Source organism: Bradyrhizobium sp. WD16 (genome assembly GCF_024181725.1).
In the GTDB taxonomy this organism is placed as follows: Bacteria; Pseudomonadota; Alphaproteobacteria; order Rhizobiales; family Xanthobacteraceae; genus Bradyrhizobium_A.
Genome location: NZ_CP028908.1, coordinates 4,338,933 through 4,365,074 on the forward strand (window position 1 = coordinate 4,338,933; position 26,142 = coordinate 4,365,074).

Consider the following 26,142-nt stretch of genomic DNA (forward strand, 5'->3'; position numbering starts at 1 on the left):
GCGCCTCTTGCCGGCGCCTTGGGGCCGCTGCGAACAGGGCGGCCATCGTCGGAAGCACGCGCATCATCGCAACACCTCCATGATGTGAGGACGCCAGCGCTCGAAGGCTGGCCCCGAGAAAACCGCCGAGGGGCCATTCTGGTTCCTATGGGGGAGCGAAGGCCGGATCGGCAGCCGCTCCGCCGGGCCGGGGCGGACAGGGCTCGCTCGGCCTGGCCTGGTCCGCCCACGGAATCAGTCCGTCGTGGAGTTTTTCGGGCCAACCCGGCTGGACAATGCGCTTCTGCAGGTGATCGGGGGACCATAACAGCTACAGGTCGCTTGCGCGGCGAAGCGAATTTCCCTATGCCATGCGGGCCGGCCCGCGAGGGCAGTTCGGCACGGAGCGTAGCGCAGCCCGGTTAGCGCACTAGTCTGGGGGACTAGGGGTCGGAGGTTCGAATCCTCTCGCTCCGACCAAAATTCAAAATATAATCAAACAGATCTGACGGGCGATCATTGTACTGATGGCCGCCCTTGTACGGCGTTGTACAAAATCCGTTCGCGCTCGTATGAAGAACTCGCTGCAATGCTGAAACGAGCGTCAGATCCACCGCACTAGGAGCCTGTCCGAATAGTCTCTGTCCAGTTCTGAGCGAGTCTGGGCGCTTGAGGGCTATTTGCTTCGGTCGCAGCTCGCCGCCGCAGGCTGATCCTTCGGCCGGCGCTCATGACCCGGGCGCCGGCCTTTCAATTGCCGACAAACGGCATGGTTCGGCAGCATGTCTTGCACCTTGAAGCGCTGCGCGCCAAGCCTATCAGGCCACGATGGCCTTTTTGGCTGCCTGCGCCAGAAAACCTGACCGTGTAAAGCCATGGCTCTCTACATATTTATCAATGGCAGCTAGCGTGTCGGCCGGCAGCGTCACGTTCACACGCACCGTTTTTACTTCGCTAGGTGGTGCGTCGACGAGAACCGCTACCGCGCCTCTGTTTTCTGCAATCGCCATGATCTCCTCAAGAGAGGAGGGCTCCGGAACAGCCTCGCCATCTTCGGCCAGTCCCTCCAAGTGAAGGGCCAAGGCTTCCTCCGCCATGAGACGAGCTTCGTCTAAGTTGCTTCCGGCGCTGATCACTCCCGGAAGATCCGGAAATGAAACGCCAAAATCGCTTCCTTCGTCCCTGTGAATAAGGGCAATGAACTGTCGCATTTTTATTTCTCCCACCAGCTTGGGGGCGAGGCGCGATGCCTCGATTTTCATTTACGAGCCTCATCGGCTCTAGTTGGATTTGGGAACTCCCGGCGTGGGGGCTCGATTCTCTTCTCTATGTGAGTTTCAGGTTCGCCTGCTTTTCGATGCTCCGCAGCGTTCCTATCGGGATGTCCCTCTTCGGGTGAGGAACGGTCACGCGGCCCTTCTTGGTGGGGTGCTTGAATTGAACGTGGCTGCCCTTCTAGGCAACCTGTTCCCAGTCATCCGCCTCAAGGCCGAAATGACGTTCGTCGACTTCATGTGTGTATAAATACACACTGCGAGCACGGAGGAGGGCGCGGCGGTCCCGCACCGTTCCGACCCCCCTCGCGTCGAATTCATTGCTCAGGCGCGGTAGAAGCCCCATCACCCGGCTTGCTGGCAAAACCCGCTAAAAAGATTCGGCTGCTCGATGTTCATGAGGCGGTCGAGGATACGAAGCTGTTTTCAATGCATCGCACGCCTCCCTGCAAGTCATGCGCGGTGGGTGGCAACATCCTTGATGCTCTACAACCGACCTTGGCCCGGGCGCGCAAGGCGCTCGAAGATGAACTCGCAAAAGCCACCATCGCGGATATTGCGGCCGAGGTCGCACGGCTCGGGAAGTTTTCCATCCCACTCGTGTGGTGATGGCTGCCACATTACCGCTCGATCTCGATCGGATTGCAGTTGGTGCGGCCCGACATCAGGCAATCCTGCATCCGGCTGGCGGCGGTCAGTTCGCGGGCGAGCCACCAGCCGGCCAGCACCAGCACGACGGCGATGACGAGGCCGATCAGGGTGGCACGGCGGCTCGGCCCGTCCGGTGATGGATCGCGGTTGGTCATAAGCTTGCCGGGTCTGCCTGGCTGAGATTGCGTCCGCCATGGTCTAGCGAGACATAAGCCACACTAGTGTCCTGTCTCCGAATTACCGCTTCATTTGCCTCACCCTCGCACGGTAATTCGGAGACATCAGGACACTAGCAAAATCAAAAAGCTAGTGCGGCTTATGTCTCGCAATTGCCTACAGGGGCTTGCCGCGAAGGGCATAGGCAATTGCGAGACGCCACACTAGCGCGGGATCGCGCAGAGAACGCCATCAGCCGGTTCAGTGTTTCCGCGGCTTGCGATGGCCGGTGTTGCCTTGCCGGGAATGCCGCTTCGACGCGCTGCTGTGACGCTGCCGCTTTTCTGCATAGGCATTTCGCCACGGGTGGCTGGTTGCTGTCTTGGCATTCGTCGGCTTGTTGTTCGTTGCATCGGTGTTGGTCGTCTTCGCGGCCGGCGCTCCTGATGCCTTCGCCTCCGCGAATGAAGCCGCCGGGATCGAGGCTTGTGCTGGTGACGCGGTCTCGTCTGGCGCCGCCGTCAGTGGCGGCAAAGCGGTGATCGCGCCGCCGGCGAAGTATCTGTAGGGCGCTTGTTCAGTGGCGGCGATCGGCAGTCGATCGGATTTGGCGAGGGGAAGGTCCTGTTCGATATTCGCTGTCGAGGCTGCGACCGGCCGCAACGCGTCCTGTTTGGGCATCAGCGCAATGCTTGCCTTCAGCGCCACCAGCGCGCAGAAGCTGATCAGAAAATACAGGGCGAGCCAAATCGATCTCACCATTACGCCACTCCGAATTACGCCACTCCGAACAGAACTCGGATCAGTCGTGGATGTCGTTCGCGTGTTCCTGCGGCCTCTATCGTCAATTTTACCGTTAATTGAGGCTATCCGTCGCGCAATCCGACGTTCTTGACTACCAGCGTCAGATCAAAAAACGCACCAAAGTCATAATCTGGCATTTATGCGCAGAAGAGGGAAGGCGCGTCCTCAGCCGGTCCCGCGGCGGCGGGCCTCCGGGCCAGAGCATGTCACCCTACCTGCGCAAGGTGATCGATGTAAGGGCCCGGCCGACAAGCCCAGCGTGTGGGCGATGGAATGATCGCCTGTCCGGCATCTGCGGCATTCCCCTCCACATCCGGCGCGCGCCGATCCGCCAGTCGACTTCGATTTCGAAACTGACGGCCATGTTCCCGGCACGCGCGCGCCGCCGGACCATTCCCTGGTGAATGTCGGGCGCGATGGCCTCGTCATCCAACCAAGGCGCGTTCCTCTACGACGGGGCGCGCTTCTCCCTGCAAGATCCTCGCGCCAGGGCCGCCCGGTCGGTCGCCGGGTTGACGGAGATCGGAGTGGGCGAGCCTTGATCAGCCGCCGGCTGAAATCGTCCGGCGGCGGCGGTCCACGATACAGGCGAGCGCCCAGGTGAGCCGGGCGAGGGTGGCGCAGGCGAGAATGGTAAGCGTCATCGGATATGCCGTCGCATTCTGGGTCTGGGAGACGACGGCACTGGCGGCGAAGGCGCAGGCAAATTGCAGCACGCCAATCAGCGCCGAGCCGCTGCCGCTCGCGCTGCCGGCAGCAGCCATGGCGATCGCCGTGGCATTGGCGCCGATGAATCCGACCGAAGCGATGGTGAGCCAGAGGGGGATGAACATCACCCACAGGCTGTGGCTGCCGGCAGCGGCGATCAGGATCAGGGAGGCAACCACATTGGCGGTCAGCGCCGCACTGAGCAGCGTCGCCGTGCTCCAGCGGCTCAGGGCCGAGCGGTTGACCTGGGCGGCGATCACAAGGCCGAGGGCGACGAGGCCGAAGAGATAGCCGAAACTCCGCTCGCCGACGTGATGAAGCTGGATCAGTACGAAGGGCGAGCCGCTGATGAAGGCAAACATGCAGCCGAGGGCGAAACCGCCGGCGAGCGTCGGCAGCAGGAAGCTGTGGTTGCGCAGCAGTCGCCCATAGTCCGCGAGCCCCGCGGACAGCGGCGTGCGGCTGCGCTTGGCGGCGGGCAGCGTCTCCGGCAGCAGCAGGAAAGTGAGGAGGCCGCAGCCGGTGCCGATGATCAGGATCACGACAAAAATCGCCCGCCAGGAAGCGACCGCGAGAATGATGCCGCCGATGCCCGGCGCGACGATCGGCATCATGGTCATGACGATCATGAGCAGCGACAGGGCGCGTGCGCCCTCGGTCTCGTCATAGAGGTCGTTGACGATGGCCCGTCCGACCACCATGCCGGCGCATCCGCCGACCGCCTCGACGAACCGCGCCGCGGTGAACAGGTTGATATCGGTGGTGACGAGGCAGACCAGCGTCCCGGCGATGTAGATTGCGATCCCGGCGAGCAGCGGTCCACGCCGGCCGTAGCGGTCGATGACCGGACCGTAGAGCGCCTGGCCGAGCGCCAGCCCGAGGAAGAACACCGACAGAGTGATCTGCACCCGGTCGTCGCCGACGCCGAAGGACTGGGCCAGGAGGGGGAAGCCGGGAAGGTAGAGGTCGGTGGCGAGCGGCGCGAACGCGGACAAAAGGCCGAGAATGACCACAAGCAGCTGCGGCGAGGTTGGCGCGCGATCATGGGCTGCGGTCACCGTCATGCGGATCAGGTGCTCCTGGCGAGGCCGGATCGATACCCATAGGCCATCGCGCCGATCGTCAGCTTGACCCGGATCAATCGGCCGGTGCCGATCCGGCCGCGGTTGCGGGATGCTGACAGTCTGATGCAAGTCCGCGGAGCGGTCAGGGATCGGCGGTCCGATACCGCGACCGCACGGGCGGTCATCGCCGGCCCCAGGCGATTCCGGCCCAGATCCTTTCGTGCAGGTAATACCATGCGATCTTGGTGATGATCTCGAGCCCGGCGATGGACCCTGCCATGGCGACGCGCCCGGTCATCACCCAGCTGATCACGAAGGTGTCCATCGTGCCGAGGGTGCGCCAGCTCAGTGCCTTGATCACCGAGCGGGTGTGGGTTTCCCGGCCCTGAAAAATGAGCACATGTTCCTCCCAGCCCTCGGGCGCCGCCGAGCAGGGCGTCGTCCATCAATGGGAATGTGGCCGAGAAGTTTTGGCAAGGGGAAAGCACCCGCTTCGGCGAGGTTTCAGTTGCGCCGCGGGTTCGTTCCCATCGCGGCGGCGCGGAACAGGCGCAGTCAAGTTGACGTTGATCCAGCGAGCGAGGCAGTGGAGCTGGAAACATCCTTCACGGGCAAAGTCATCTTTCACGGGAGAACGAGATGGGCCTCGTCGACGGCATCATCGAGGAAGCGAATGACACCGCCGGCAATGTCGACGACAACGCGGTCCTTGATGCGGCGCTGATCAATGCCGCGCCCGCGCGGCGGGCTTTTTGCTGCGCCGCGCAGCGGCGCGAGCCGCGGTCCTGGCCGGGCCGTGGACGAGGCGCATGAGCGCGAGCGCATCGAATGGCGCCGCACTTTTCTGATCGTTGTCGAAATAGACGTAGACGTCGCAGCCCTGGCGCCGCCAGCCCTTGATGCGGCCGGCCCATCGCTTCAGCGTCGCGCCGCTGTAGCGGCCGCGATACTGGCCGCCGGGGCCATGGCCGCGGACATAGACGAAATCGGCGGTGCGTCGCCACGGCGCCGGCGCATCATGATGGTCCGACAGGCACAGCGCGCAATTGGCCTCGTGCAACAGCCGCAGGATGGCGGGCGCATACCAGCTCGCGTGGCGGAATTCGAAGGCATAGCGCCGGGTCTTCGGCAGCATCGGCAGGAAGGCGGCGAGCCGGTCGGCATCGGCGGTGAACTGCGGCGGCAGCTGGAACAGCACCGGTCCGGCCTTGTCGCCGAGCAGCTTGAGCCGGCCTTCCATCAGGTCGATGCTGTTGGCGCTGCGCTCGCTCAGCCGTTTCCAATGGGTGATGAATTTCGACGCCTTCCAGGCGAAGACGAAATCCCGGCCGGTGTCGTTGCGCCAGCTCTTCACTGCGGCGACGGAGGGGGTGCGGTAGAACACGCCGTTGAGCTCGGTGGTAGCGAATTGGCTCGCATAATAAGGCAGCTGGTGACGCCCCAGCAGTCCCGGCGGAAAGAACGGGCCACGCCAGGAGTCATAATGCCAGCCTGAAGTGCCGATCAGGACCTGTGCCATGCGGCTGCAACCGTTGCGGGGGCAGGCAAGTTCGGCCGGCTGCGCGGCTGAATTGGGGCCGCAGATCCGCCCGGAACGGTCACCTTTGTCGGCGATCAGCGCGAAGCCGGCAAAATCGCTGCGTCCATCGTCGCTGTTGCGGCCGGTTGTCACCCGGCGCCCGCAACTGTCAACGCCGACGAGAGGTTTCCCCGCGGCGGCAGACAGAACGCCGCGGACGGAACGAAAAAGCCCGGCCGGAGCCGGGCTTTGGTTGGTCGGCGACCGAGGTCTGCCGGTCAGCGGCGGACGATCAGGCCCTTGGACGTGACCACCACCCAGCGGCCGTCCTGATAACGCACGGCATCGACGCGGCCGAGGCCCGGCAGCGGATCGCCGGGATAGGCCTCATAGAGCCCGCCAGGCCCGTCGACCATGGCGCCGCCCCCGGTCACCTTGGTGAGTGTCCAGCCATCGATGATCGCCAGCCGTTTCGGCTCGGTCTTGCCGTCGAGACGGGCGTCGCTCTTCTGCGCGATCGAGCCGGTAACCTCTCCGGTTGCCACGGCGCGCAGCCTGTCCTGAGCCTCGGCGAGCTTGGCAAGCTTGGCCGCACCTTCGTCCTGGGTCTTTTCCACCTTGTCGAGGCGCTCGCTGACCTTGCCGATCTGGGCCGTGCGGCCGCGGCCGGCGCGGTCGAAATCGCCGCGCAGCGCGGCGAGGTCGTTGGTCAGTTGCGCGAGGTTGCCGCGCAGGGCGGCGGCTTCGGTTTCGGCGCGATGATCCGGCGGCGGCTGGTTCGCGGCCAGATGATGGCCGACGGCAATCGTGGTGGCGGCGCCGCCGGCGGCGCCGAACGCCGCAGCGATCAGGGCGACGGCGGCCATCGACACCATGCGCCGGCGCTGACGCCTGCTGCGCGGGTTCGAGCTCGCAGCCGTGTCGTCGCCCCGGTCATCCGCGCGGCTCGATCGATCCGGCCAAAGGATCATGATGTTGGAGCTGCTGGCTGCATCCTGGGGCGAAGTGGCTTCCGCCCGAACAGGGTCCGGACGGGCGGGAATGAGGTCGCCAGAACCAGCCGTCGTCGGCTGGTCGGGGTCGGGTTTGGCGTCGGAATCACCCTCGCGGTTCGGCTCGATCACGGCAAGTCTCCTGATTTCGTTGACTATTCAGTGACCTTGATTGGTTGCCAATCAGTTACCGAATCCTTGCTTTGCTGCGATGCACGGGGACGACCATTCACAAAGATGTGGGGAACTCGGAACGAACCCGCGGGTTGGTTATCGCGTCAAACCGGCGCCTCGAGCCGTGGTGCGAAGCGATGCCCCTGGTGCAGTCGATCCTGGTTCTGCTCGCGACGGTTCTGGTCGTGCTTGCTGCGGTCCTCACCTACATCTTGCTCGCGCTGTCGGGTGGGGCGGGCGTCCTGGCCAACCGGATCGGGCAGGGTCGCCACGAGGGCTTGGTCATCAGGCCGCTGCGGCCCGCTGCCGCAGCGTGGGCGGCTGCATCGCCGGTGGTGCCAAAAAGTGGCGGTCGCGTCCCGGTGCCCGTGGTGGCGTTTCGCGGCACCTGAACTCGGCCGATCTCCCGCGGCCGTCACCAAAATTTGGCGATAGCTCGTCCAAGGATGAGGTGAAGTCGATGCCGGAGTTCAAGTACTGATTGCGTTCGCATCGAACGGAAAGACCGGCGCTCGCGCCGTTTTTTTTTTCGCCAAGAGGCGCATTTTGCCAGGAGCGCGTGACGGTCAGGCGTTGAGATGGATGAAGTCGCGCAGCAGCGGGTAGATCTCGTTGTTCCAGCGCCGACCGCTGAATACGCCGTAGTGGCCGACGCCGGCCTGCATGTGATGCAGCTTGCGATAGCGGCGCACGCCGGTGCAGAGATCCTGGGCGGCGACGGTCTGGCCGATCGAACAGATGTCGTCCTTTTCGCCTTCGACCGTCAGCAGCCCCATCTTGCGCACGGCGGCAGGATCGACCGGGCGTCCGCGATGGGTGAGCCGGCCCTGGGGCAGCAAGTGCTCCTGAAACACGTCGCGGATGGTTTCGATGTAGAAGTCGCCGGGCAGATCCATCACCGCGAAATATTCGTCGTAGAACGTCTTGATCACCCGGGCCTTCTCGATCTCTCCGCTGGCGAGGTGTTCGTAGAGTTCGACATGGGCTTTCAGATGCCGCTCCAGATTCATCGAGACGAAGGCGGTGAGCTGGACGAAGCCCGGATAGACCTTCCGCAGCGCGCCGGCGCATTGCAGCGGCACCGAGCTGATCATGTGCTGCTCGAACCAGGACAGCGGCTTGCTCTTGGCGAATTCATTGACCTTCGTCGGCTGGATGCGGGTGTCGATCGGGCCGGCCATCAGCGTCAGGCTTGCGGGCTTCGCCGGATGATCATCCTCGGACATCAGCGCCGCGGCGGCCAGCGCCGACACCGAGGGCTGGCAGATGGCCACCATATGCGGGCGCGGCCCGAGTTCGCCGAGAAAGGTGACGAGATGATCGGTGTAGTCGGCGAGACCGAATTCGCCGGCGCCGCGCGGGATGTCCCGCGGGTTGTGCCAGTCGGTGATATAGACGTCGTGGTCCTGGAGCAGCGTCTGCACGGTGTTGCGCAGCAGCGTGGCGAAATGGCCCGACATCGGCGCCACCAGCAGCACGCGCGGCTGCTCCAGGCCGCAGTCCTTGCGGAAATGCAGCAGCGAGCCGAACGGCGTCGCATAGGCCACCTCTTCGACCACCTCGCAGCTGCGGTTGCCAACCATCACCGGTTTGATGCCGTAAGGCGGCCGCCGGTAGGTCAGGTTGCTTCGGGAGACGAGCTCAAGGGCCGCAGCGAGGCGCCGCAGGCCGGCATCGGCGGGTCCGATCTTCTTCATTTCCTTGGGGATCAGATCGAACCAGCGAAGCGCCGCGGCGGCGCTGGCGCGTAACGGCGATCCCAGGGAGGTCAGGTTCTCGAAGGCCTGGTAGAGCATCAGGTCCCGCTGTGCATGGCGGCGTGCGCGCCGGAGCTGCTTGCAAGTCCCGGCACCCTCGTTTCATGCAAGTTCAGCGCCACATCGTTGGCGACGGACGCCGGAGCCGTCTGGCACGCGCCTTGCTCGTTTTTTCGCGGGCAATGCCGTCCGGGGAGGAGCGCCGTGGCCAAGGCGACACTGACCATCAGCAGCCGCAACTACTCGTCGTGGTCGATGCGCGGCTGGCTGCTGACGAAATTTTCCGGTCTGGAATTCGACGAGATCGTCGTTTCGCCTGACGATGCGGCGGCCCGCGCCGAGATCCTGCTGCTCTCCTCATCCATTCTGGTGCCGTGCCTCCGGCACGACGGCGCGGTGGTCTGGGACACCCTCGCCATCGCCGAATACCTCAACGAAGTCAGGCCCGACGCCGGGCTATTGCCGCAGGATCGGCTGCTGCGGGCGCGCTGCCGGTCGATCTGCGGCGAGATCCATTCGGGATTCACCAATCTGCGCTCGTCGTTGCCGGTCAACCTCAAGGCGCACATCCCCGGGTTCAAGATCTGGTCGCGAGCCCAGGCCGACATCGATCGCATCGTGACGATCTGGAGCGACTGTCTCGCCGAATCCGGCGGCCCCTTCCTGTTCGGCGAGCGCAGCATGGCCGATGCCATGTATGCGCCGGTGGCGACGCGCTTCAGGACCTACGACGTCCCGCTCAGCGACCGCCTGGCCGCCTATGTCGACTTCATCATGCAGCTGCCTGAAATGCAGCAATGGGTGGCGGCGGCGAAGCTCGAGCCGGCCGAAATCGAAGAACTCGAGGTCGATTTTTAGGCGAGCCCCGTTCGCCTCGCGCGAGCCGACCGGCTCAGAAATAGGCGATCGCTGCCCAAAGCATCTCCACACCGGGGAAATGGCACGATTGCGCCGACGGTTCGGCGCCATCTAGTGTGGCGTCTCGCAATTGCCTGCCGCAAAGGAATGCGAACGTTGGAAACGGGACACCAGGGCTCAATGCCAAACTGGCGCAGCTCAATGGTTTTCCAGGGCCGGGTGCATGGAAGCCCGGCGCTGGCGTGGTTTTCGCATGGTGCCACCCGGGGCTGCAGGCCGCGGAGGTCGGTGCGGCGTTCCGGCCCACGAGGCGCGCGATCTGCCATCGCGCTGAAGAGCCATGGAGGCCGTGATGAACCAGCACAGCAGCGTGATGAAGTTCTCCCATGTCAAACCGGGCGACACCGGCTATGTCGGCGGCGGCTTGCGCGATTTCTTTCTCTATCGCGATCTCGGTATCGCCGAGGCGACCGGCGGGCAGGTGATCGCCCATCTGGTGAAGGCCAACCTGCCGCCGACCGACGGCACCGGCTGGCACCGCCACGATTGCAATTTCCAGATCGTGCTGATGATGAAGGGGTGGGCGAAATTCATGTACGAGGACACGGTCACGCTGGTCGAGGCGGGCGACTGTGTCCACCAGCGGCCCGGCATGACCCATTACCTTTTCGACTATTCCCCGGACATGGAATATCTGGAGATCGTCAGTCCGGCGGATTTCAAGACGGTCGACACGCCTGCGCCGACAGGCGAGGTGCCGGCGGTCACGCCCTGGAAATAGTGGGGACTGCGACGCCTGCGTGGTCGAGCGGACGCCGCGCGAGGCGCGGCGTCCGTTGGTTTGATCTCCGTTGGTTTGATCTCCGTTGGTTTGATCTGCGTTGGTTTCATCTCCGGCAAATCAGGCCGATGCGGCGGCGTCGGCGACCACGCGCCGCCGCCACGGCTTGAGCACGACAACCGCCAGCAGGGACGCGAGAATGTTGGCGCCGGCGGCGATCAGGAAGACCCTGTCCCAGCTGCCGCTGCCCTGCTGGACGTAGTTGGCGATCGGCACCAGCAGCGCAGCCGTTCCCTTCGCCGTATAGAGCAGTCCCGCATTGGTCGCGGCGAATTTGGCGCCGAAGGTATCGGTGCAGGTCGACGGGAACAGGCTGTAGATCTCGCCCCAGGCGAAGAACACGAAGCCCGACAGCAGCACGAACCACACCGGATCCTTGCCCCAGAGATAGAGCATGAAGATGCCGACGCCTTCCATCGCAAAGGCGATGAACATCGTGTTCTCGCGGCCGATATTGTCCGACACCCAGCCGAAGAACGGACGGGTGAGGCCGTTGAGCACCCGGTCGATCGTGGCGGCGAAGGTGATCGCCGTCATCGTCATGCCGAGCAGGGTGACCGGCACGGCATCGACCCTGATGTCGGCGGCGATCGGCTTGAGGTTGGCGGTGATCATCAGGCCGCCGGCGCCGACGATGACGAACATGAAGTACATCAGCCAGAAGATCGGCTGCTTGATGACTTCGACTGGTCCGTAATTGCGGCGCGACTGGATCACGTTGGCATTCGACGTCACCGCCGGCACCTGTCCCGGTTTCGGCGCCAGCAGCACCAGGGAGAGCAGGCAGATCACGATGCCCTGTCCGATGCCGAAATTGAAGAACGCCGCCTGGAAGCCGCTGCTGGCGATCATCGCCTGGATCGGCGCCACCGTCAGCGCCGAGCCGGCGCCGAAGCCCGCGGCGGTGATGCCGGCGGCGAGCCCGCGCTTCTCCGGGAACCACTTCAGGGCGTTGCCGACGCAGGTGCCGTAGACCGCGCCGGCGCCGATGCCGGCGATGATCTGGGCGAAGTAGAATCCGGTCAGCGTATCGGCAAACGAGTTCATCACCCAGCCGACGGCGCAGAGCACGCCGCCGAACATCACGACAATTCGCGGGCCGTATTTGTCGACGAACCATCCTTCGATCGGCACCAGCCAGGTCTCGAACAGCACGAAGAGCGTGAAGGCCCACTGGATCGCGGCGCGATCCCAGCCGAATTTCTTCTGGATGTCCGGCACGAAAAAGGTCCAGCCGTATTGCAGATTGGCGATCATGACCATGCAGACGACGCCGATCGTCAGCTGCATCCATCGATATCCATCCCCGACCCGTGCCGTCGGCACGGACGCTGTCATCGTCATCGTCGTCACTCCCTTTTTGCCTTGCGGCCTTGTCGGCCGACTTGGGTGTTCAGGAACTCGGTTGTTCGCGACTTCGGTACTCAAGAACTCGGGCACTTGAAAATAGCGTGCTTCGCTTGCGCCCTCTTCAGAAAGGGCCTGTCATCCAGCCGCGGCCGAAGCCGAGTTCGGCCTCGGCGATGGCTTCGGCCCCGCGCAACAGCGTCTGCAGCAGCGTTGCCGCCGAGATCGACTGGCCCTGCAGCAGCGTCGACAGAAAGACAAGCGAGAGCGGCACCATCGCGAGATGCAGGACAAAGATGTCGCAGCTCTCGCGCCAGGTGTGACGGCGGCGCGCCGGCAGGAGGGTCGGCATGGTGTTTCCTCCGTGTTGTCTCAGCCCTTCATCAGCGTATCGGCAATGCCGCGCATCACGTTCGCCGGCCGCCGGCCGGTGAGGGCGTAGAAGGTCGAGCCGCGCTGCCAGTAGACCGTGGTTTGATCCTGCGTTCGCGCCACCGTCAGGCCGATGGAGTGCGGCCGGTCGGTGCGCATGGCGAACAGTGACAGTTCGCCGGCGTCGCCGGCCGACAGCGTCGCTTCGACGCCGTCGCCGCCCTGGGACGGATAGATCAGCGCGTCGGCGAGCCGCCAGCCCTGCTTGAGGTGGGGCATGGCGACCTGGCTGCGCGCGAACACCCCTTCGACATTCTCCGATCGCGCCTGGGCGCGCTGCAGGCTCATGCGATAGGCATGCACGGCGTCGACGACGAAGGCGGGCGTTTCATCGCTGTCGGCGATGACGAAGGCGCCGGCCTGCCAGTGAGCATACCAGCCGATGGCGATGAGGGCGACAACAGCCGCTGCGCGGCCAGCCATCCGGCTGGCGCGGCGCAGCAGAAATCGCGTCTGGAGCCTGCGGGCCGCGGCACTCAGCCGCGGCGATGGCGGCGCCGGCACGGCGGTGAAGGCCGATTTCAACGAACGGCGCGCATGGATATCGGCGAAGATGCGGGTTGCGGCAGCGGGATTGCGGGCGAGGAAGTCGGCAACCGCGGCCTCGCGGCGAGGATCGAGCTGGCCGTCGACATAGGCCAGGAGATCGTCTTCGGCGACGGGATCGGCAAGGGCGGCGTGGGCGAGGAGATCAGTCATGGCGGACGCTCACCAGTCGCGGTCGGCCACCGGACAGCGCCGCAACGCCTGGCTGATCGTTACGGTCCTCCGTGGCGCGCAGGGCGGCGCGCGCCCGGCCGATCCGCGACATCAGCGTGCCGAGCGGAATGCCGAGGGTTTCGGCGGCTTCGGCGTAGCTGAGATCCTCGACGGCGACGAGATAGAGCGCGGCCCGCTGTTCGTCCGGCAGGGCTTCGAAAGCGCGCATGGTGTCCTGAAGCTGAAGATGGGCATCCTGCGGCGGCGCCGCTTCGTTTGCCGCGGTGCCGGCAACGTCGCCGGCCCGGCGGGCGTCGGCGGCGGCCCGCCGCCGCTGGTCGATGAAGGTGTTATGGAGGATCGCGCGCAGCCAGCCGCTCAGGTTGTCGCCGTCGCGATAGGTCGAGGCGCGCTCCATGGCCCGCAGCAGCGTGTCGTGCACCAGGTCCTCGGCGCGGCCGTGGTCCCGCGTCAACGCCCGCGCGTAGCGCCGAAGCGATGCCAGCGAGGCGATGATGTCATGGCGCCCGAAAATGCTCATCGACCGGTATACGAAGTCGCATCCGGTTTTCATCCTCGCAGGCGGAGGGAAATCAGGGAGGTGGTGCGAAATGTCGCGGTGGCGTGACATATTGCCACGCCGCGGCGAACATCCCCCACAGCAGGCCCAGCATCATCCAGAAATGGCGCCAGTGATCGGTGTCGATGATGAAGCTTTCGCCGACGGCGCCGATGAAGGCGGCGAAGATCGCGAGGTAGGCGCGCTGCCAGGGCACCCGCACGAAGACGTGCCGCGATGCGAGATAGACGCTGGAAAAGATCAGCGCCGGATAGCAGATCCCCGACAGCCAGCCTCCGGACATGAAGGCGTTCAGGTACGAGTTGTGGGTGTCCTCCGGGAAATAATTGTGAAACTGCAGGGGGCCGATGCCGAGAGGCAGGTCGAGCGCCATCTGGGCGCCGAGGACATAGCGGCCGAAACGACCGAAGCGGCCGGCATCGTAGCTCTGTTCCAGTGCGGCGCGTTCCTTGAACAGGTTGCCGATGGTGTCGAAGGACAACAGCACAGCCAGCGCGGCGGCTGCGAGCGCGATGCCAAGGACCGCGAGGACGACCATTCTGCGGCGCAGCATGGTCGACGGGGTGGTCAGGTACATCAGCGCGAACAGCAGCACCGAGGCGAAGACCAGCTGGCCCCAGGCGGCGCGCGAGAATGACAGCAGCACGGCAAGGGCAATGAGGGCGAGAGCCAGCGCATTGCGCAGCGCCCGGCCGGGAGTGTCGATCAGCACGCTTTGCAGCGCGAACAGGGCCGGCAGGATCAGGAACGCGCCGAGCACATTGGGATCCTTGAACGTGCCGGCGGCGCGGCCGTAGAGGGTGAAGGCCTCCGGGTGGCCGGGCACCAGATGGAAGTAGCCGACGATGCCCGCGAGCGAGGTGACCACCGCGCCGGCGATGAGCCCGCCGCGCAGGGCGTCGAGCCGCGCGGCGGTGTCGTCGGCGACGATCATGGCAAAGATCACGGCACAGACCGCCATGTACCAGGAGGTGAGGATCCAGCTCAGGATCTCGGAGCTGTCCATCAGCCAGGCGGCGCAGATGGTGTAGCCGATATTGAGCAGGAACAGCAGCGCGATCAGCGGCAGGAACGCGGCGCGCAGCCGCAGTCCGGTGGCGCCGAACACCAGCAGCATGGTCAGCACGGCGATTTCATAAGGGCTCGGCTCGACGATGACGATCGCGCCGGCGAAACCGGCGAACCACAACAGCGCGCGCTGGAGGGGCACGACACCCGGCGCCTGCGAAGTTGCCGGAACGACGAGGCGGGCCGCCGTGCTCTGGGCCATCACTGAACTCTTCACCCTAGTGTCCTGTCTCCGAATTACCGCTCCATTTGCCTCATGCTCGCACGGTCATTCGGAGACATAAGGACACTAGCAAAATCAAAGTGCTAGTGTCCTGTTTCCAACGTTCGTATCCCATTGCAGCAGGCGCTCATACGAACGTTGGAAACAAGGGGACACTAGCATCATTATGATTCTAGTGTGGTTTTGGATCTGACGCTCGTTCGAAGAACTCGCTGCAATACTGAAACGAGCGTCAGATCCACCACACTAGTGTGGCTTATGTCTCGCAATTGCCTACGAGAGGCTTGCCGCAAAGGCGGTAGGCAATTGCGAGACGCCACACTAGGCCACGCCGGCCGATGCCGGCACTCGCACTTCGCTATCGTCGCTCAATAGGCATTGTCGGTCTTCAGCAGCGCCAGCGGCGTCTTGAACAGGATGTACAGGTCGAACAGCACCGACCAGTTTTCGATGTAGTAGAGATCGAACTCGACGCGCTTCTGGATCTTCTCGGCGTTGTCGATCTCGCCGCGCCAGCCGTTGATCTGGGCCCAGCCCGTGATGCCGGGCTTGACGCGGTGGCGGGCGAAATATCCGTCCACCGCCTCGTCGAACAGCTTGTTCTCCAGCTTGCCCTGCACCGCATGGGGGCGGGGGCCGACCAGCGACAGGTTGCCCTTGAACACCACGTTGAACAGCTGGGGAAGCTCGTCGAGGCTGGTCTTGCGGATGAAGCGGCCGACCCGCGTCACCCGTGGATCATTCCTGGTCACCACCCTGGAGGCTGCAGGGTCTGCCTGGTGGTGATAGAGCGAGCGGAGTTTGAAGACGTCGATGCGTTCGTTGTTGAAGCCGAAGCGCTTCTGGCGGAAGAGCACCGGCCCCGGGCTGTCGAGCTTGATGGCCAGGGCCACCAGCGCCATGATCGGCGACACCAGCAGCAGGATGAGGCCGCCGACGACGCGATCGAACAGCGATTTCAGGACCAGGTCCCAGTCGGTGATCGGCTGCTCGAAGACGTGCAGGGTCGGCACGTCGCCGAGATAGGAATAGGAGCGCGGCCGGAAGCGCAGCGCATTGGTGTGGGCCGACAGGTGGATGTCGACCGGCAGCACCCACAATTTCCGCAGCATGTCGAGGATGCGCGTCTCGGCCGAGATCGGCAGGGCGAACAGCACGAGGTCGACGCGGGTGCGGCGGGCGAATTCGACGATGTCGTCGATCTTGCCGAGCTTGGGCAGGCCGGCGCAGGTGGTCTGGACGCGGCTGTCGCTGCGATCGTCGAACACGCCGAGCAGCTTGATGTCGCTGTCCTCCTGGGTCCGCAGCGCATTGATCAGCTGTTCGCCGTTGGTGTCGGCGCCGATCACCACGGTGCGGCGGTCGAGCCGGCCGTCGCGCCCCCATTTGCGCACCACCATGCGAAGCGCCAGGCGCGAGCCGACCAGCACGGCGATGCCGCTGAAATAGAAGGCCGACAGCCACAGCCGCGAAAAATCGCTGCCGTGCTTGGCGAAGAAGGTGGCGCCGATGAACAGGAGAAACACCAGGGACCAGGATGAGATCAGCCGCGTCAACTGCACCAGGCGGCCGCGGAAGGTTTGCACGTCGTAGATGTCGGCGGCCTGGAAGCCGATGACCGCCGCCACCGCAACGCCGAGGATGACGAGGAGATAGGTCCAGCTGAAGCCGTTGCCCGGCACGACATAGGCGAGGTCGATCGCAATTCCGGTCGCGGCAATCAGCACGAAGTCGATCAGGCGCACGACGCCGGCGATGACCACCGGCGAGTAGGCGGAGCGGACCTTCTGGTTGGTCACCGCCAACGCGGCCGGCGACAGCCGCCGACGGCGCTCGACGAGCGGGGCGCCGGCCGGGCCGATCGCCGGCGCAGCCGCGGCGGCGTCGATCGTGGATCGGGCATCGGTCGGAGTCACGGGCAAGGCATCCGGTAGTTGCAATAGAATACGACAACAGATGGCGGCGGACGATGGCGGTCGACGATTTGATCTTCCCCGGATACCGGAGAAATCGAAAAAAATCGTTATTGCAGAAGGGTTCGGTTAACGGCGGGCGAACGCCGCGCGGTAGCCCGCGAGGACCCCTTCGACCATCGCCTTCTGGGAAAAATGCATGAAGACGCGCTCGCGCAGGTCCTTGGCCCGGGCGATCGTCCGGTCGGGGGCGGCGAGGGCGGCGGCGATGCCATCGGCCATGGCGCCGACATCGCCGGCTGCAAACAGCCCCGCCTCGTGCGGACCGAAGATCTCGGGAATGCCGCCGATCCGGGCGGCGATCATCGGGATCCCGGCCGCGGCGGCTTCGATGACGACATAGGGCATGGAATCGCCGCGCGAGGGCACCACCAGCAGACGTCCCTTGGAGAAGCCGTAGCGCGCCTTGACATGGCCGATGAAGCGCACGGCCTCGGTGAGGCCGAGACGCTCCACCTGGGCCCTGAGCGCTCCGGTCTCCTCGCCGTCGCCGCCGAGGGTCAGCGTCACCGATCGCCCCGCCGCCCGCAACCGTGATATCGCCTCGATCAGGAGGTCGGCCCCCTTGATGTGGCGAAACTCGCCCACATAGACGACGTCGGTGGCGTCCGGGGCGGTGACGACGGGATCGAATTCGCCGGCGGTGACGCCGTTGAAGACGGTGTGCACGAGGCCCGACGGCTCGCCGATGCGCGCCTGATAGGTGTCGCGGGCGAAGGCGCTTTCGAACAGGAACAGTTCGGTACGGTTCATCAGCGCCCGTTCCAGCCGCAGGTAGAACTGGCCTTCGAACGTGTTCGGTCCGAAATGCAGCGATCCGCCATGGGGCGTATAGATGCGGATGCTGCTGCGCGCAGAGGGCCGCAGCCGGACGAAGGCGCCGGCCTTGGCGCCGTGACCGTGGAGCACGTTCGGCTTGAGCCGGTGCACGAGGTGGGCAAAGCGCAGCCAGACGACGAAGTCGGACGGGTGCGGCGCGCGATGGATCGGGATTCGATGGATGCCGAGTTTCATCCGCGGCGCGAGTTGGCCGAATGCTGTGTCGGCACGCTCGCCCCCGGTGAGGCTGTCGGCGACGATGCCGACCGCGTGGCCGCGTTCCGCCTGGCCCGCCGCGATATCGACGATATGGCGAAAGATGCCGCCGACCGGCGCGCGCACCGCGTGGAGGATGCGCAGGGGCTTCTCGCTCGTGGTCGTCGCCATCGTCATGTCAGGACCAGCGCTCGCTGACGACGACGGTGTCGCCGGGCTTGAGCAGGGCGCCGAGCGGCACGCTGGCGCGCACCGGTCCGCTCGCCTCGGTGCGGGTGATGCAGCCCGACAGGGCAAGCGCGAGCAGGCTGGCAGGCAATCGACAGGTCATTCTGCGGCGGCACCGCATGTCGAGAATCCATTGAAAAATAATCGGGCGATTAACGGCTTTGATGGTTAACAAAGGGTGATTCCGTCGCCGGGGCGGTGCCTGACCTGCCCGCGACCGTGTGGATTAACGCCGCAGCAACCTTAATGGAGTGTAATCGGCGGGTGGCGGATCTCGTCGGTTGCGATTGAGGAGCGTGGTGATGCGTTGGGCGTTGGGGCGCCGCTGGGGAAGCAGCGCGGCAGGATCGGTGCCGGCGCGAGAGGCCGCCATGCCCCGGAGTCCTGCGGAGATCGAGGCGGCCGATGCGGCGGAGGAGAGGGGCGCGCTGCTGCGCGGCGACCTCGACATCCGTGAAGTCGGCCGTGCCCTGGCCCGGCACAGGCGTTGGGTGATCCTGCCCACCGCCTTCGCCTTTGTCGCCGCGCTGCTCGTCGTCAACATGATCACGCCGCGCTACAAGTCCGAGGCGCGGATTCTGATCGACGCCCGCGAGAATATCTTCCTGCGTCCCAACGCCGAGCGCAGCGATGAGCGGACCACTCTCGATCCCGAGGCGGTGACGAGCCAGGTCCAGCTCGTGTTGTCGCGTGACCTCGCGCGCGAGGTCATCAAGAAGAACAAGCTCGCCGATTTGCCGGAATTCGATCCGGTCCTGCGCGGCGTGTCGCCGCTCAAGTCGCTGCTGGCGCTGGTCGGCATCGGGCGCGACCCGTTCCGCCTGACGCCCGAGGAGCGCGTGCTGGATTCCTACTACGAGCGGCTTGCCGCGTTCGCGGTCGACAAGTCGCGGGTGATCGCCATCGAGTTTCAGTCCCAGGACCCCGAACTCGCGGCCAAGGTCGCCAACTCCATCGCGGCGGGTTATCTGGTGCTGCAACAGGCCGCCAAACAGAACCAGGCCCGTTCCGCGGGCCAATGGCTGGCGGGCGAGATCGAGAGCTTGCGCGGCAAGGTCGCCGATGCCGAGGCGAAGGTCGAGGAATTCCGCTCCAAGTCCAGCCTGTTCGTCGGCACCAACAACACCACGCTCTCCAACCAGCAGCTCGGCGAGATCAACACCCAGCTCACCAACGCCAAGGCACAGAAATCGGACGCCGAATCCAAGTCCAGGCTGATCCGCGACATGCTGCAGAGCGGCCGTCCGATCGAGGCTTCCGAGGTGCTCAATTCCGAACTGGTGCGCCGCCTCAACGAGCAGCGCATCACCCTGCAGGGCCAGCTCGCCGAGCAGTCCTCGACGCTGCTCGGCAACCATCCGCGCATCAAGGAGCTCAAGGCGCAGATCGCCGATCTCGATCGCCAGCTCCGCGACGAGGCCAGCAAGATCTCGCGCTCCCTCGAGAACGACGCCCGCATCGCCGGCGCGCGGGTGGAAAGCCTCACCGCCAGCCTCGACCAGATGAAGCGGCAGGCGACTTCGACCAACAGCCAGGACGTGCAGTTGCGGGCGCTCGAGCGTGAAGCCAAGGCGCAGCGCGACCTCCTGGAATCCTACCTGGCGAAATACCGCGAGGCGACGGCGCGCGAATCCATCGACACCGTGCCGAGCGACGCGCGCATCATTTCGCGCGCCATCGTCACCAACATGCCCGCCTTCCCCAAGAAGCTGCCGATCGTGCTGATCGTCACGCTCGCGACCCTGATGCTGACCGCCGGCGCGATCGTGTCGGGCGAGTTGCTGCGCATGACCGCGCCGCAATCCGCGGCGCCGCGATCGGCGGTCGCCGTGACCGGCCTCGAGCCGGTGTTCGCACCGACGATCGCGATTGCGGTGGCGCCCGACAGGGCGACAGCGCCGATCGGGGCGGTGACCGGGCCGGGTGCCGTGCTTGCACCGCCGCCTCCTGCGCCGCCGGTGCCGCCCGCGCATCATCCCGAACTCGCGGCGCCGGTGACCGAGATCGAGCAGCTCGCACAGAACCTGGTGGCGCTCGGCGAGCGGGCCCGCAAGGTGACGATGATCGGCGCCGGCCAGAACGAGACCGTGACGCTCACGGCGCTGACATTGGCGCGCCTGATGGCGCGCCGGGCTTCGGTGGTGCTGGTGGAATTGTCGATCTCCTCGCCGACGCTCGGCGCGGTCTCCAACGATCCGATGGCGCCGGGCCTCTCCGATCTGATCCTCGGCTCGGCTTCCTTCGGCCAGATCATCTCTCAGGACCGTTTGTCGCAGGTCCACCTGGTCGGCGCGGGCCGCGCCTCCAGGGATCGCGCGCTGCTGCAGTCGCCGCGGCTCGGACTCGCGATCGATGCCTTGCTGCGCGCCTATGACCATGTGGTGCTGGACGCCGGCACGGCCGCCGACCTGCCGGCGGCGCTGCTGTCGTCCAGTGCCCAGGCGGTGGTGATCCCGGATTCGGCGATGACGCCTGCCGCGCGCAGCGTGATGAGCGACCAGCTCCGCGCCACCGGCTTCCTCGGCGTCGCGATGCTGAGCGGTCCGGTCGATCCGGCCGGCACCATGTCCCGCACGGCAGCGGCCTGAGGGCGCCCGCCGCCGCTGTGAGGCGTGGCTCGCAGGCGCCATGCCGGCGAAGAGCGCGGGCCTGGCGATGGAAATGGTTTCCGACGTCGTTGCTTGCCCTTGGCTGGAATCCCCTTGGCGAGGCGGAGCGGGTGCGTGGCGCTACGGTCAGCGCTGCAAGGTGCCGCGCAGCAGCTGCGCCACCTGGCTGAGCGCCGGGCTGCGCTTGACGAGGCGCTTGGCATGGCCGAGCGACGACAGTCCCAGGGCGGCGACGCTGCCCTTGGCGCCGAGCGGCAGGAAGCTGTCGAACAGCGGCTCGTCGTTCTTGCAGAACATCCGCTTGTAGTCGTCGGTGCCGATGCCGAGATCGATCGCGGTGTAGCCGCGCTCGGCATAGTGGTCGATGATATTGCGCAGCAGGATCAGGCCGGGGCTGTATCGGGCGAGACCGGAGACCGTATAGGTATTGAACATCATCGAGAAGCGGTGGCCATCGGCGACACCGGCAAACACGGCGATCAACTCGTCGTCGCATTCGAGGGCATGGATGTCGACGGTGCGCCCGCCGCTCGGCTGCCGGCTCAGGCAGGCATCGAACACGAATTCGCGGACGCCCGTGTCGGCGAAGACATTCGGCAGTTTCTGGGCCGCCATGCGCAGCGGCTTGATGACGAAGAAGGCATCGAGGACGCGCTGGATGTCGGCGTCGCTGCGGGCGATCGTATAGCGATAGCCGGCAGTCGCCTGCAACTTGCGCTCCTTGCTGCGAAGCCGCTTGCGCATCGAATTGCTGATGCGCTCTTCCGGGCGGGCACCGGGCGCGAGCTTGAGCAGCGGACAGCCGGTGATGGCCGGCTGGCCGGGGAGCCGCGCCAGCGGGTTGGCGATGCCCTCCCATGTCCGGGGCTGCCGGGCCAGCGACAGCAGATCGGGCCGGTCGGCGCGCCGGCGCAGCATCGCGATCGCGGCATCGACATCGGCGCGCCCGGCATTGGCGGCGTAGGCGCGATGGACCAGCGGCATGTTGAAGGTCGCGTGCTTGCCGCCGAGAAAGCTGGCGACCTGCAACCCGTTTTCACTCTGGATGCCGAGCGGCAGCAGCAGCAAGGGCTGGCGGGCGGCGTCGAGGCCGGCCACGACATAGGGGGCGACACCTTCGCGGCTGCCGACCTGGCGCTGCCAGGCGGAGAGGAAGTCGTAGCGCTGGAACGGGGTGTAGAGATGGTTGGCATTCTCGAAGCTCCGCCAGAGAGGCTCGGCTTCCTCGAAGCGGTGCAGCACCTCGACCTGCGCCATTCGTGATGATCGCGTCAGGGTTGGCATTGGGCTCTCGTCGGTCGTGGCAGCCAACGTCATTGCAGGAATCGAACCCCTGGGCGCAATGAGCAATTTTCGGATGTGTCTGAAACCTTTGCAGACAAACGTCAAGAAAGCGTAAGAAGGGCGTCGCGCCCCCTGAGAGCGGCATGCCGGCATGCGCATCTGGCATGCCGGCAGTGCGCGGCGTCAAGCTGCGGTGTCGAGCCGCGGCGTCAAGCTGGTGTGTCCGGGCGCGCCATCCAGCTGATCAGCGGCATTGCCGGCAGCACCCAGCCGAGCCCGGCGACCACATAATAGATGAACTGGACGAGGCGCGAGCTGGCGATGAAGGGCGCCTGCGCGAAGGCCATCGCCAGCAGCGACCAGACGATCACCAGCACCAGGAGGGCGACGGTTCCGAGCAGTTTGCGCTGGCGGATTTTCATGACGGAATTGTGCGTGGTCCGGCGGTTTCACCGCTTTTCGCTGCGGTGCGGCCGGACTATAAGCACGGGACCTGTGCAATCAAGTTCAATCGCCTGTCCAACATGACCGAATCCTCCATCGCGGCCCGCCGCCTCAACGTCATTCGCGTCTGGCTGATCGCGGTCGCGGCGCTGATCGCCGCCATGGTGCTGGTCGGCGGCGCGACGAGGCTGACGGAATCGGGGCTGTCGATCGTCGAGTGGAAGCCGGTCACCGGCGCGCTGCCGCCGCTGGGCGAGGAGGCCTGGACCAGGGCGTTCGAGGCCTACAAGACCATTCCGCAATATCGCGAACTCAACCGGGGCATGAGCCTCGAGGAGTTCAAGACGATCTTCTGGTGGGAGTGGAGCCACCGCCTGCTCGGGCGCGTCATCGGCATGGTCTATCTGCTGCCGTTCCTGTTCTTTCTCGCCCGCGGCTGGTTCGTGCCGGATCTGCGCCGCCGCCTGTGGGTGATCTTCGGCCTCGGCGCGCTGCAGGGCGCGGTGGGCTGGTGGATGGTGGCTTCGGGGCTGACGGAGCGCGTCGAAGTGTCACAGTATCGCCTCGCCGCTCACCTGATTCTCGCACTTGTGATCTTCGCCGGGATCGTCTGGACGTTGCGGCGGTTGAGCTCCGCCGCTGGCGCGGTGACTTCGGCGCGGCTGCGGATCGGCAGCCGAATCCTGCTCGGGCTCGTTTTCCTGCAGATCTATTTCGGCGCGCTGGTCGCCGGTCTTCGCGCCGGCAGGGTGTTCAACACCTGGCCACAGATCGACGGCGGCCTTATCCCCTCGGCCGAGCGGCTGTTCTTCGAGGCGCCATGGTGGCGCAACTTCTTCGACAGCGCGCTCACCGTGCAGTTCAGCCACCGCATGCTTGCCTATCTCATCACCGTCGCGGTGCTGTTGCATCTCCTCGATGCTCTGCGCCACGGCTCGGCCTCGGTCCGTCGCGGCGCGCTGGCGCTGTTGGCGGCCGTGCTGGTCCAGGTCACGCTCGGCATCCTCACGCTGATCCACATGGTGCCGCTCGATATCGCGCTCGCCCACCAGGGCGTGGCGATCGTGGTGCTGACGCTGGCGCTGGTCCAGGTCGAGCGCCTGACGCCGGCGACCTCCGGCGCCGCGCAGCCCCGGCTCGGGCTCGCCGGCCAGCCGGGTTGACCAGGGCGGAGTGCGGCCGGGCTTCGCGCCGATCTGCGCGGCGACAGGCAAGATGGCGCGGCACCTCTTCAGGGGGGAGGCGATGTCGAAACAGTTCCCGGCCATCGAACCGTTCGACCGCGGGATGCTCGATGTCGGCGAGGGGCACCGCGTCTATTGGGAGTGCTGCGGCAATCCCCTAGGCAAGCCCGCGCTCTATCTGCACGGTGGTCCCGGCGCCGGTTGCTCGGCAGGACAGCGCCGGTTCTTCGACCCGGGTCTTTACCGCGCCGTGCTGTTCGATCAACGCGGCTCCGGACGCAGCCGTCCCCTGGCGAATGAGCCTGACGCTCAGCTCAGCGCCAACACCACGGCCCACCTCATTTCCGACATCGAGGTGCTTCGCGAGGTGCTCGGCGTGGAGCGCTGGACCATCTTGGGTCTGTCCTGGGGCACGACTCTCGCACTGGCCTACGCCCAGGTTCACCCCAAGCGGGTGAGCGCAATGGTGCTGGGATTCGTGACCACGACCTCGCGACGCGAAGTGCAATGGATGACCGAGGATGTCGGGCGGATCTTTCCACGGGAATGGGACCGCTTTGCGAGCGCAGTCCCTGTCCACCTGCGGCATCTGCGCCTGGTCGACGCTTACGCCACGATGCTTGTGGATCCCGATCCTGCCGTGCGAGATCACGCGGCGCGCGAGTGGTGCACTTGGGAGGATGCCCATGTCTCGCTGACGCCAGGTTCTACGCCGAACCCGCGCTACCAGGACCCGGAATTTCGATTGCGCTTTGCTCGGCTGGTCACGCACTACTGGCGCAATGCCGCTTTTCTCGAGGAGAACCAGCTCATCCGTGACGCCGCCCGGCTGGACGGCATCCCCGGCGTTCTGGTCCACGGACGTTTCGATGTCAGTGGACCGCTGGTCACGGCCTGGGAGTTGTCCCGGCGGTGGAGGTCCAGTCGGTTACACATCCTCGACGATGCCGGACACGGCGGCGGCAACGAATTCATGCCGCTGGCGCTCCGCGCCCTGGATGAGTTTTGGAAGCTTTAGTCTGCTCATCCCGGCTCGGCCCAAGGTAGCAGAGCCCTAACGTTCGTACGAACGTTAGAACCAAAGGGACATCAGCATGGCGGTGATTCTAGTGTGGTTTTGGATCTGACGCACGTACGGAGAATTCGCTGCAACGCTGATAGGAGCGTCAGATCCACCACATGAGCTATCGCCAAATTTTGGTGACGGCCGGGGCGGTCAGGCGGCGGCGGTTATGGGCTGACGGTCGGTCGGCTTGGCGACGACCTCGATCCCGTCGTTGAATGTCACACCGAGAACGAGTTTTGGCAACTGGTTGTGGCCATCGAGGCGACGCCAGCTTTTTTGTGCGCCTTCGAGCAATTTGAAGGTAAGCGTCGTTCCGGCGCCACCTTCCGGCTGATGTCCGGATCTGCGAGTCTGCGGCTTGGCTTTGACCGTTAGGCTTAGAATGGACACAGTGGATAGTGCTATCACCAGGCCGGTTCGACGGCTTGAGGTGTTCACCGGCGCGGGTCGCCGGCGGACGTGGAGCGACGAGGACAAAGCTCGGGTGGTCGCGGAGATCGAGACCGGCGGCGATTCTGTTTCCGGCGTGGCTCGGCGGCATGGATTGTCGCCGCAGCAATTGTTCGGCTGGCGCCGGCAAGTCAGAGAAGCTCAGACGGTCGCTTCCAGGGATGAGGAGCTGCGGTTCGTTCCGGCGGTGGTCGATGCGGCACCGCGCGGCGCCGCCGGCCCCCGGCAGCGCAAGGCCACGGGTCGGCACCAGGACGAACCGCTCGCCGGAACGATCGAGGTTGCGATCGACGGCGTGATGGTGCGCATCGGCCCCGGTGCTTCGGCGGAGACGATCGCCGCGGTGTTGCGGGCGTTGAAAGCCGGCGCGTGATCGGCCCGACCGGCGCGGTGCGGGTGATGGTGGCGACCAAGCCTGTGGACTTCCGCAAGGGCGCGGATGGATTGGCGGCCCTGGTGCGCGAGAGTTTGGCGGCGGATCCGTTCTCAGGCGCGATCTACGTGTTCCGCGCCAAACGTGCGGATCGGATCAAACTGGTGTTCTGGGACGGCACGGGGTTGTGCCTGTTCGCCAAGCGTCTTGAGGATGGCATCTTCCGCTGGCCGAAGATCGAAGACGGCGTGATACATCTGTCGGCTGCGCAATTGTCGGCGCTGCTCGAAGGGCTGGATTGGCGGCGTGTCCATGCCTTGCGCGAGACGGTGACGCCGGCGCAGCCGGGCTGATACTTGGCTCTGCGACG

The 26,142-nt window shown here is 65.4% G+C and carries 27 protein-coding genes, 1 tRNA gene and 2 pseudogenes; 10 read left to right on the forward strand and 20 right to left on the reverse strand.

Going from position 1 to position 26,142, the window contains the following annotated elements; translation table 11 throughout:
• The first annotated feature begins 381 nt into the window (after positions 1 to 381).
• Positions 382 to 459: transfer RNA gene (locus DB459_RS20145), tRNA-Pro, on the forward strand.
• 338 nt (positions 460 to 797) lie between these two features.
• Here DB459_RS20145 and DB459_RS20150 read toward each other — a convergent pair.
• Together DB459_RS20150 and DB459_RS27480 are read right to left on the reverse strand one after the other, a co-directional pair.
• Positions 798 to 1,190 (reverse strand): type II toxin-antitoxin system HicB family antitoxin, encoded by a 393-nt coding sequence (locus DB459_RS20150; protein WP_253713644.1) that lies wholly within the window; start codon positions 1,188 to 1,190, stop codon positions 798 to 800.
• Between the two features lie 115 nt (positions 1,191 to 1,305).
• Positions 1,306 to 1,493, reverse strand: a pseudogene (locus DB459_RS27480) (type II toxin-antitoxin system HicA family toxin).
• A 114-nt stretch (positions 1,494 to 1,607) separates the two neighbouring features.
• Here DB459_RS27480 and DB459_RS20160 point away from each other — a divergent pair.
• Positions 1,608 to 1,862 (forward strand): Rrf2 family transcriptional regulator, encoded by a 255-nt coding sequence (locus DB459_RS20160; protein WP_253707010.1) that lies wholly within the window; start codon positions 1,608 to 1,610, stop codon positions 1,860 to 1,862.
• 11 nt (positions 1,863 to 1,873) lie between these two features.
• Here DB459_RS20160 and DB459_RS20165 read toward each other — a convergent pair whose 3' ends face one another.
• The 6 genes from DB459_RS20165 to DB459_RS20190 all read right to left on the reverse strand — a co-directional run bounded on the left by DB459_RS20165 (position 1,874) and on the right by DB459_RS20190 (position 7,279).
• A complete protein-coding gene (locus DB459_RS20165; protein ID WP_253707011.1) occupies positions 1,874 to 2,059 on the reverse strand; it encodes a hypothetical protein in 186 nt (61 codons plus the stop codon).
• Positions 2,060 to 2,321: 262 nt separating this feature from the next.
• Positions 2,322 to 2,768, reverse strand: coding sequence for a hypothetical protein (locus tag DB459_RS20170; protein WP_253707012.1), 447 nt, complete (start codon positions 2,766 to 2,768; stop codon positions 2,322 to 2,324).
• A 638-nt stretch (positions 2,769 to 3,406) separates the two neighbouring features.
• Positions 3,407 to 4,636 carry a multidrug effflux MFS transporter gene (locus DB459_RS20175; protein WP_253707013.1) on the reverse strand — a complete coding sequence of 410 codons (1,230 nt, stop codon included), beginning with the start codon at positions 4,634 to 4,636 and terminating at the stop codon, positions 3,407 to 3,409.
• Between the two features lie 181 nt (positions 4,637 to 4,817).
• The gene (locus DB459_RS20180) at positions 4,818 to 5,036 is read right to left on the reverse strand and encodes a DUF2061 domain-containing protein (protein ID WP_253707014.1); all 219 of its coding nucleotides are present in this window, start codon (positions 5,034 to 5,036) and stop codon (positions 4,818 to 4,820) included.
• Positions 5,037 to 5,360: 324 nt separating this feature from the next.
• The gene (locus DB459_RS20185) at positions 5,361 to 6,155 is read right to left on the reverse strand and encodes a DUF72 domain-containing protein (protein ID WP_253713646.1); all 795 of its coding nucleotides are present in this window, start codon (positions 6,153 to 6,155) and stop codon (positions 5,361 to 5,363) included.
• 278 nt (positions 6,156 to 6,433) lie between these two features.
• Positions 6,434 to 7,279 carry a hypothetical protein gene (locus DB459_RS20190; protein ID WP_253707016.1) on the reverse strand — a complete coding sequence of 282 codons (846 nt, stop codon included), beginning with the start codon at positions 7,277 to 7,279 and terminating at the stop codon, positions 6,434 to 6,436.
• A gap of 134 nt (positions 7,280 to 7,413) precedes the next feature.
• On the opposite strand from DB459_RS20190, the gene DB459_RS20195 reads away from it, so the two are divergent.
• The gene (locus tag DB459_RS20195; RefSeq protein WP_253707018.1) at positions 7,414 to 7,713 is read left to right on the forward strand and encodes a hypothetical protein; all 300 of its coding nucleotides are present in this window, start codon (positions 7,414 to 7,416) and stop codon (positions 7,711 to 7,713) included.
• A 174-nt stretch (positions 7,714 to 7,887) separates the two neighbouring features.
• Here DB459_RS20195 and DB459_RS20200 read toward each other — a convergent pair whose 3' ends face one another.
• The gene (locus tag DB459_RS20200) at positions 7,888 to 9,117 is read right to left on the reverse strand and encodes a polyhydroxyalkanoate depolymerase (protein WP_253707020.1); all 1,230 of its coding nucleotides are present in this window, start codon (positions 9,115 to 9,117) and stop codon (positions 7,888 to 7,890) included.
• Positions 9,118 to 9,282: 165 nt separating this feature from the next.
• Here DB459_RS20200 and DB459_RS20205 point away from each other — a divergent pair, with 165 nt between their 5' ends.
• The gene (locus tag DB459_RS20205; protein ID WP_253707022.1) at positions 9,283 to 9,936 is read left to right on the forward strand and encodes a glutathione S-transferase family protein; all 654 of its coding nucleotides are present in this window, start codon (positions 9,283 to 9,285) and stop codon (positions 9,934 to 9,936) included.
• A 352-nt stretch (positions 9,937 to 10,288) separates the two neighbouring features.
• Positions 10,289 to 10,717: a cupin domain-containing protein gene (locus DB459_RS20210; RefSeq protein WP_253707024.1), complete on the forward strand. Its 429-nt coding sequence runs from the start codon at positions 10,289 to 10,291 to the stop codon at positions 10,715 to 10,717.
• A 120-nt stretch (positions 10,718 to 10,837) separates the two neighbouring features.
• Here DB459_RS20210 and oxlT read toward each other — a convergent pair whose 3' ends face one another.
• The 8 genes from oxlT to DB459_RS20250 form a co-directional block, all read right to left on the reverse strand.
• Positions 10,838 to 12,121, reverse strand: a complete 1,284-nt coding sequence (oxlT, locus tag DB459_RS20215) for an oxalate/formate MFS antiporter (protein ID WP_253707026.1) — start codon at positions 12,119 to 12,121, stop codon at positions 10,838 to 10,840.
• Positions 12,122 to 12,248: 127 nt separating this feature from the next.
• Positions 12,249 to 12,476, reverse strand: coding sequence for a hypothetical protein (locus tag DB459_RS20220; RefSeq protein ID WP_253707028.1), 228 nt, complete (start codon positions 12,474 to 12,476; stop codon positions 12,249 to 12,251).
• Positions 12,477 to 12,496: 20 nt separating this feature from the next.
• Positions 12,497 to 13,255, reverse strand: a complete 759-nt coding sequence (locus DB459_RS20225; RefSeq protein ID WP_253707030.1) for an anti-sigma factor — start codon at positions 13,253 to 13,255, stop codon at positions 12,497 to 12,499.
• Positions 13,248 to 13,796, reverse strand: a complete 549-nt coding sequence (locus tag DB459_RS20230; protein ID WP_253707032.1) for a sigma-70 family RNA polymerase sigma factor — start codon at positions 13,794 to 13,796, stop codon at positions 13,248 to 13,250. The genes DB459_RS20225 and DB459_RS20230 overlap by 8 nt, the downstream gene beginning before the upstream one ends.
• 52 nt (positions 13,797 to 13,848) lie before the next feature.
• Complete coding sequence (locus DB459_RS20235) at positions 13,849 to 15,105, reverse strand: O-antigen ligase (RefSeq protein WP_253713647.1); 1,257 nt, start codon at positions 15,103 to 15,105, stop codon at positions 13,849 to 13,851.
• A gap of 389 nt (positions 15,106 to 15,494) precedes the next feature.
• On the reverse strand, positions 15,495 to 17,042 hold the full coding sequence (locus DB459_RS20240) for an undecaprenyl-phosphate glucose phosphotransferase (protein ID WP_253707034.1): 1,548 nt from the start codon (positions 17,040 to 17,042) through the stop codon (positions 15,495 to 15,497).
• A gap of 126 nt (positions 17,043 to 17,168) precedes the next feature.
• The gene (locus tag DB459_RS20245; protein WP_253707036.1) at positions 17,169 to 18,305 is read right to left on the reverse strand and encodes a glycosyltransferase family 4 protein; all 1,137 of its coding nucleotides are present in this window, start codon (positions 18,303 to 18,305) and stop codon (positions 17,169 to 17,171) included.
• A 7-nt stretch (positions 18,306 to 18,312) separates the two neighbouring features.
• Entirely contained in the window at positions 18,313 to 18,465 is a 153-nt protein-coding gene (locus DB459_RS20250) for a hypothetical protein (protein WP_371926788.1), read from the reverse strand.
• A gap of 199 nt (positions 18,466 to 18,664) precedes the next feature.
• Between DB459_RS20250 and DB459_RS20255 the strand changes: the two genes are divergently transcribed.
• Positions 18,665 to 20,950 carry a GumC family protein gene (locus DB459_RS20255; protein ID WP_371926789.1) on the forward strand — a complete coding sequence of 762 codons (2,286 nt, stop codon included), beginning with the start codon at positions 18,665 to 18,667 and terminating at the stop codon, positions 20,948 to 20,950.
• A 147-nt stretch (positions 20,951 to 21,097) separates the two neighbouring features.
• Here DB459_RS20255 and DB459_RS20260 read toward each other — a convergent pair whose 3' ends face one another.
• Together DB459_RS20260 and DB459_RS20265 are read right to left on the reverse strand one after the other, a co-directional pair.
• Positions 21,098 to 22,288 (reverse strand): GNAT family N-acetyltransferase, encoded by a 1,191-nt coding sequence (locus DB459_RS20260; protein ID WP_253707040.1) that lies wholly within the window; start codon positions 22,286 to 22,288, stop codon positions 21,098 to 21,100.
• A 176-nt stretch (positions 22,289 to 22,464) separates the two neighbouring features.
• Entirely contained in the window at positions 22,465 to 22,677 is a 213-nt protein-coding gene (locus DB459_RS20265) for a DUF2842 domain-containing protein (protein ID WP_253707042.1), read from the reverse strand.
• Between the two features lie 102 nt (positions 22,678 to 22,779).
• Here DB459_RS20265 and DB459_RS20270 point away from each other — a divergent pair, with 102 nt between their 5' ends.
• Together DB459_RS20270 and pip are read left to right on the forward strand one after the other, a co-directional pair.
• Complete coding sequence (locus DB459_RS20270) at positions 22,780 to 23,862, forward strand: COX15/CtaA family protein (RefSeq protein WP_253707044.1); 1,083 nt, start codon at positions 22,780 to 22,782, stop codon at positions 23,860 to 23,862.
• An 82-nt stretch (positions 23,863 to 23,944) separates the two neighbouring features.
• On the forward strand, positions 23,945 to 24,901 hold the full coding sequence (gene pip / locus DB459_RS20275) for a prolyl aminopeptidase (RefSeq protein WP_253707046.1): 957 nt from the start codon (positions 23,945 to 23,947) through the stop codon (positions 24,899 to 24,901).
• 198 nt (positions 24,902 to 25,099) lie between these two features.
• Here the strand turns inward: pip and DB459_RS20280 are convergent.
• Positions 25,100 to 25,252, reverse strand: a pseudogene (locus DB459_RS20280) (IS256 family transposase); the annotation flags it as partial.
• A 127-nt stretch (positions 25,253 to 25,379) separates the two neighbouring features.
• Here DB459_RS20280 and DB459_RS20285 point away from each other — a divergent pair.
• A complete protein-coding gene (locus DB459_RS20285; protein ID WP_253707048.1) occupies positions 25,380 to 25,772 on the forward strand; it encodes a transposase in 393 nt (130 codons plus the stop codon).
• Positions 25,769 to 26,125 (forward strand): IS66 family insertion sequence element accessory protein TnpB, encoded by a 357-nt coding sequence (gene tnpB / locus DB459_RS20290; RefSeq protein ID WP_253707050.1) that lies wholly within the window; start codon positions 25,769 to 25,771, stop codon positions 26,123 to 26,125. Before DB459_RS20285 ends, tnpB begins: the two co-directional genes overlap by 4 nt.
• The last annotated feature ends 17 nt before the right edge of the window (positions 26,126 to 26,142 follow it).

Bases quoted from the DNA above. Each gene is read 5' to 3' on its own strand.
- DB459_RS20270 (WP_253707044.1), top strand. From the start codon at position 22,780: ATGACCGAATCCTCCATCGCGGCCCGCCGCCTCAACGTCATTCGCGTC.
- DB459_RS20185 (WP_253713646.1), bottom strand. From the start codon at position 6,155: ATGGCACAGGTCCTGATCGGCACTTCAGGCTGGCATTATGACTCCTGG.
- DB459_RS20165 (WP_253707011.1), bottom strand. From the start codon at position 2,059: ATGACCAACCGCGATCCATCACCGGACGGGCCGAGCCGCCGTGCCACC.
- DB459_RS20210 (WP_253707024.1), top strand. From the start codon at position 10,289: ATGAACCAGCACAGCAGCGTGATGAAGTTCTCCCATGTCAAACCGGGC.
- oxlT (WP_253707026.1), bottom strand. From the start codon at position 12,121: ATGACGATGACAGCGTCCGTGCCGACGGCACGGGTCGGGGATGGATAT.
- DB459_RS20175 (WP_253707013.1), bottom strand. From the start codon at position 4,636: ATGACGGTGACCGCAGCCCATGATCGCGCGCCAACCTCGCCGCAGCTG.
- DB459_RS20265 (WP_253707042.1), bottom strand. From the start codon at position 22,677: ATGAAAATCCGCCAGCGCAAACTGCTCGGAACCGTCGCCCTCCTGGTG.
- DB459_RS20235 (WP_253713647.1), bottom strand. From the start codon at position 15,105: ATGGCCCAGAGCACGGCGGCCCGCCTCGTCGTTCCGGCAACTTCGCAG.
- DB459_RS20230 (WP_253707032.1), bottom strand. From the start codon at position 13,796: ATGAGCATTTTCGGGCGCCATGACATCATCGCCTCGCTGGCATCGCTT.
- DB459_RS20225 (WP_253707030.1), bottom strand. From the start codon at position 13,255: ATGACTGATCTCCTCGCCCACGCCGCCCTTGCCGATCCCGTCGCCGAA.
- DB459_RS20150 (WP_253713644.1), bottom strand. From the start codon at position 1,190: ATGCGACAGTTCATTGCCCTTATTCACAGGGACGAAGGAAGCGATTTT.
- DB459_RS20200 (WP_253707020.1), bottom strand. From the start codon at position 9,117: ATGCTCTACCAGGCCTTCGAGAACCTGACCTCCCTGGGATCGCCGTTA.
- pip (WP_253707046.1), top strand. From the start codon at position 23,945: ATGTCGAAACAGTTCCCGGCCATCGAACCGTTCGACCGCGGGATGCTC.
- DB459_RS20245 (WP_253707036.1), bottom strand. From the start codon at position 18,305: ATGGCGACGACCACGAGCGAGAAGCCCCTGCGCATCCTCCACGCGGTG.
- DB459_RS20250 (WP_371926788.1), bottom strand. From the start codon at position 18,465: ATGACCTGTCGATTGCCTGCCAGCCTGCTCGCGCTTGCCCTGTCGGGC.
- DB459_RS20220 (WP_253707028.1), bottom strand. From the start codon at position 12,476: ATGCCGACCCTCCTGCCGGCGCGCCGCCGTCACACCTGGCGCGAGAGC.
- DB459_RS20260 (WP_253707040.1), bottom strand. From the start codon at position 22,288: ATGACGTTGGCTGCCACGACCGACGAGAGCCCAATGCCAACCCTGACG.
- DB459_RS20255 (WP_371926789.1), top strand. From the start codon at position 18,665: ATGCGTTGGGCGTTGGGGCGCCGCTGGGGAAGCAGCGCGGCAGGATCG.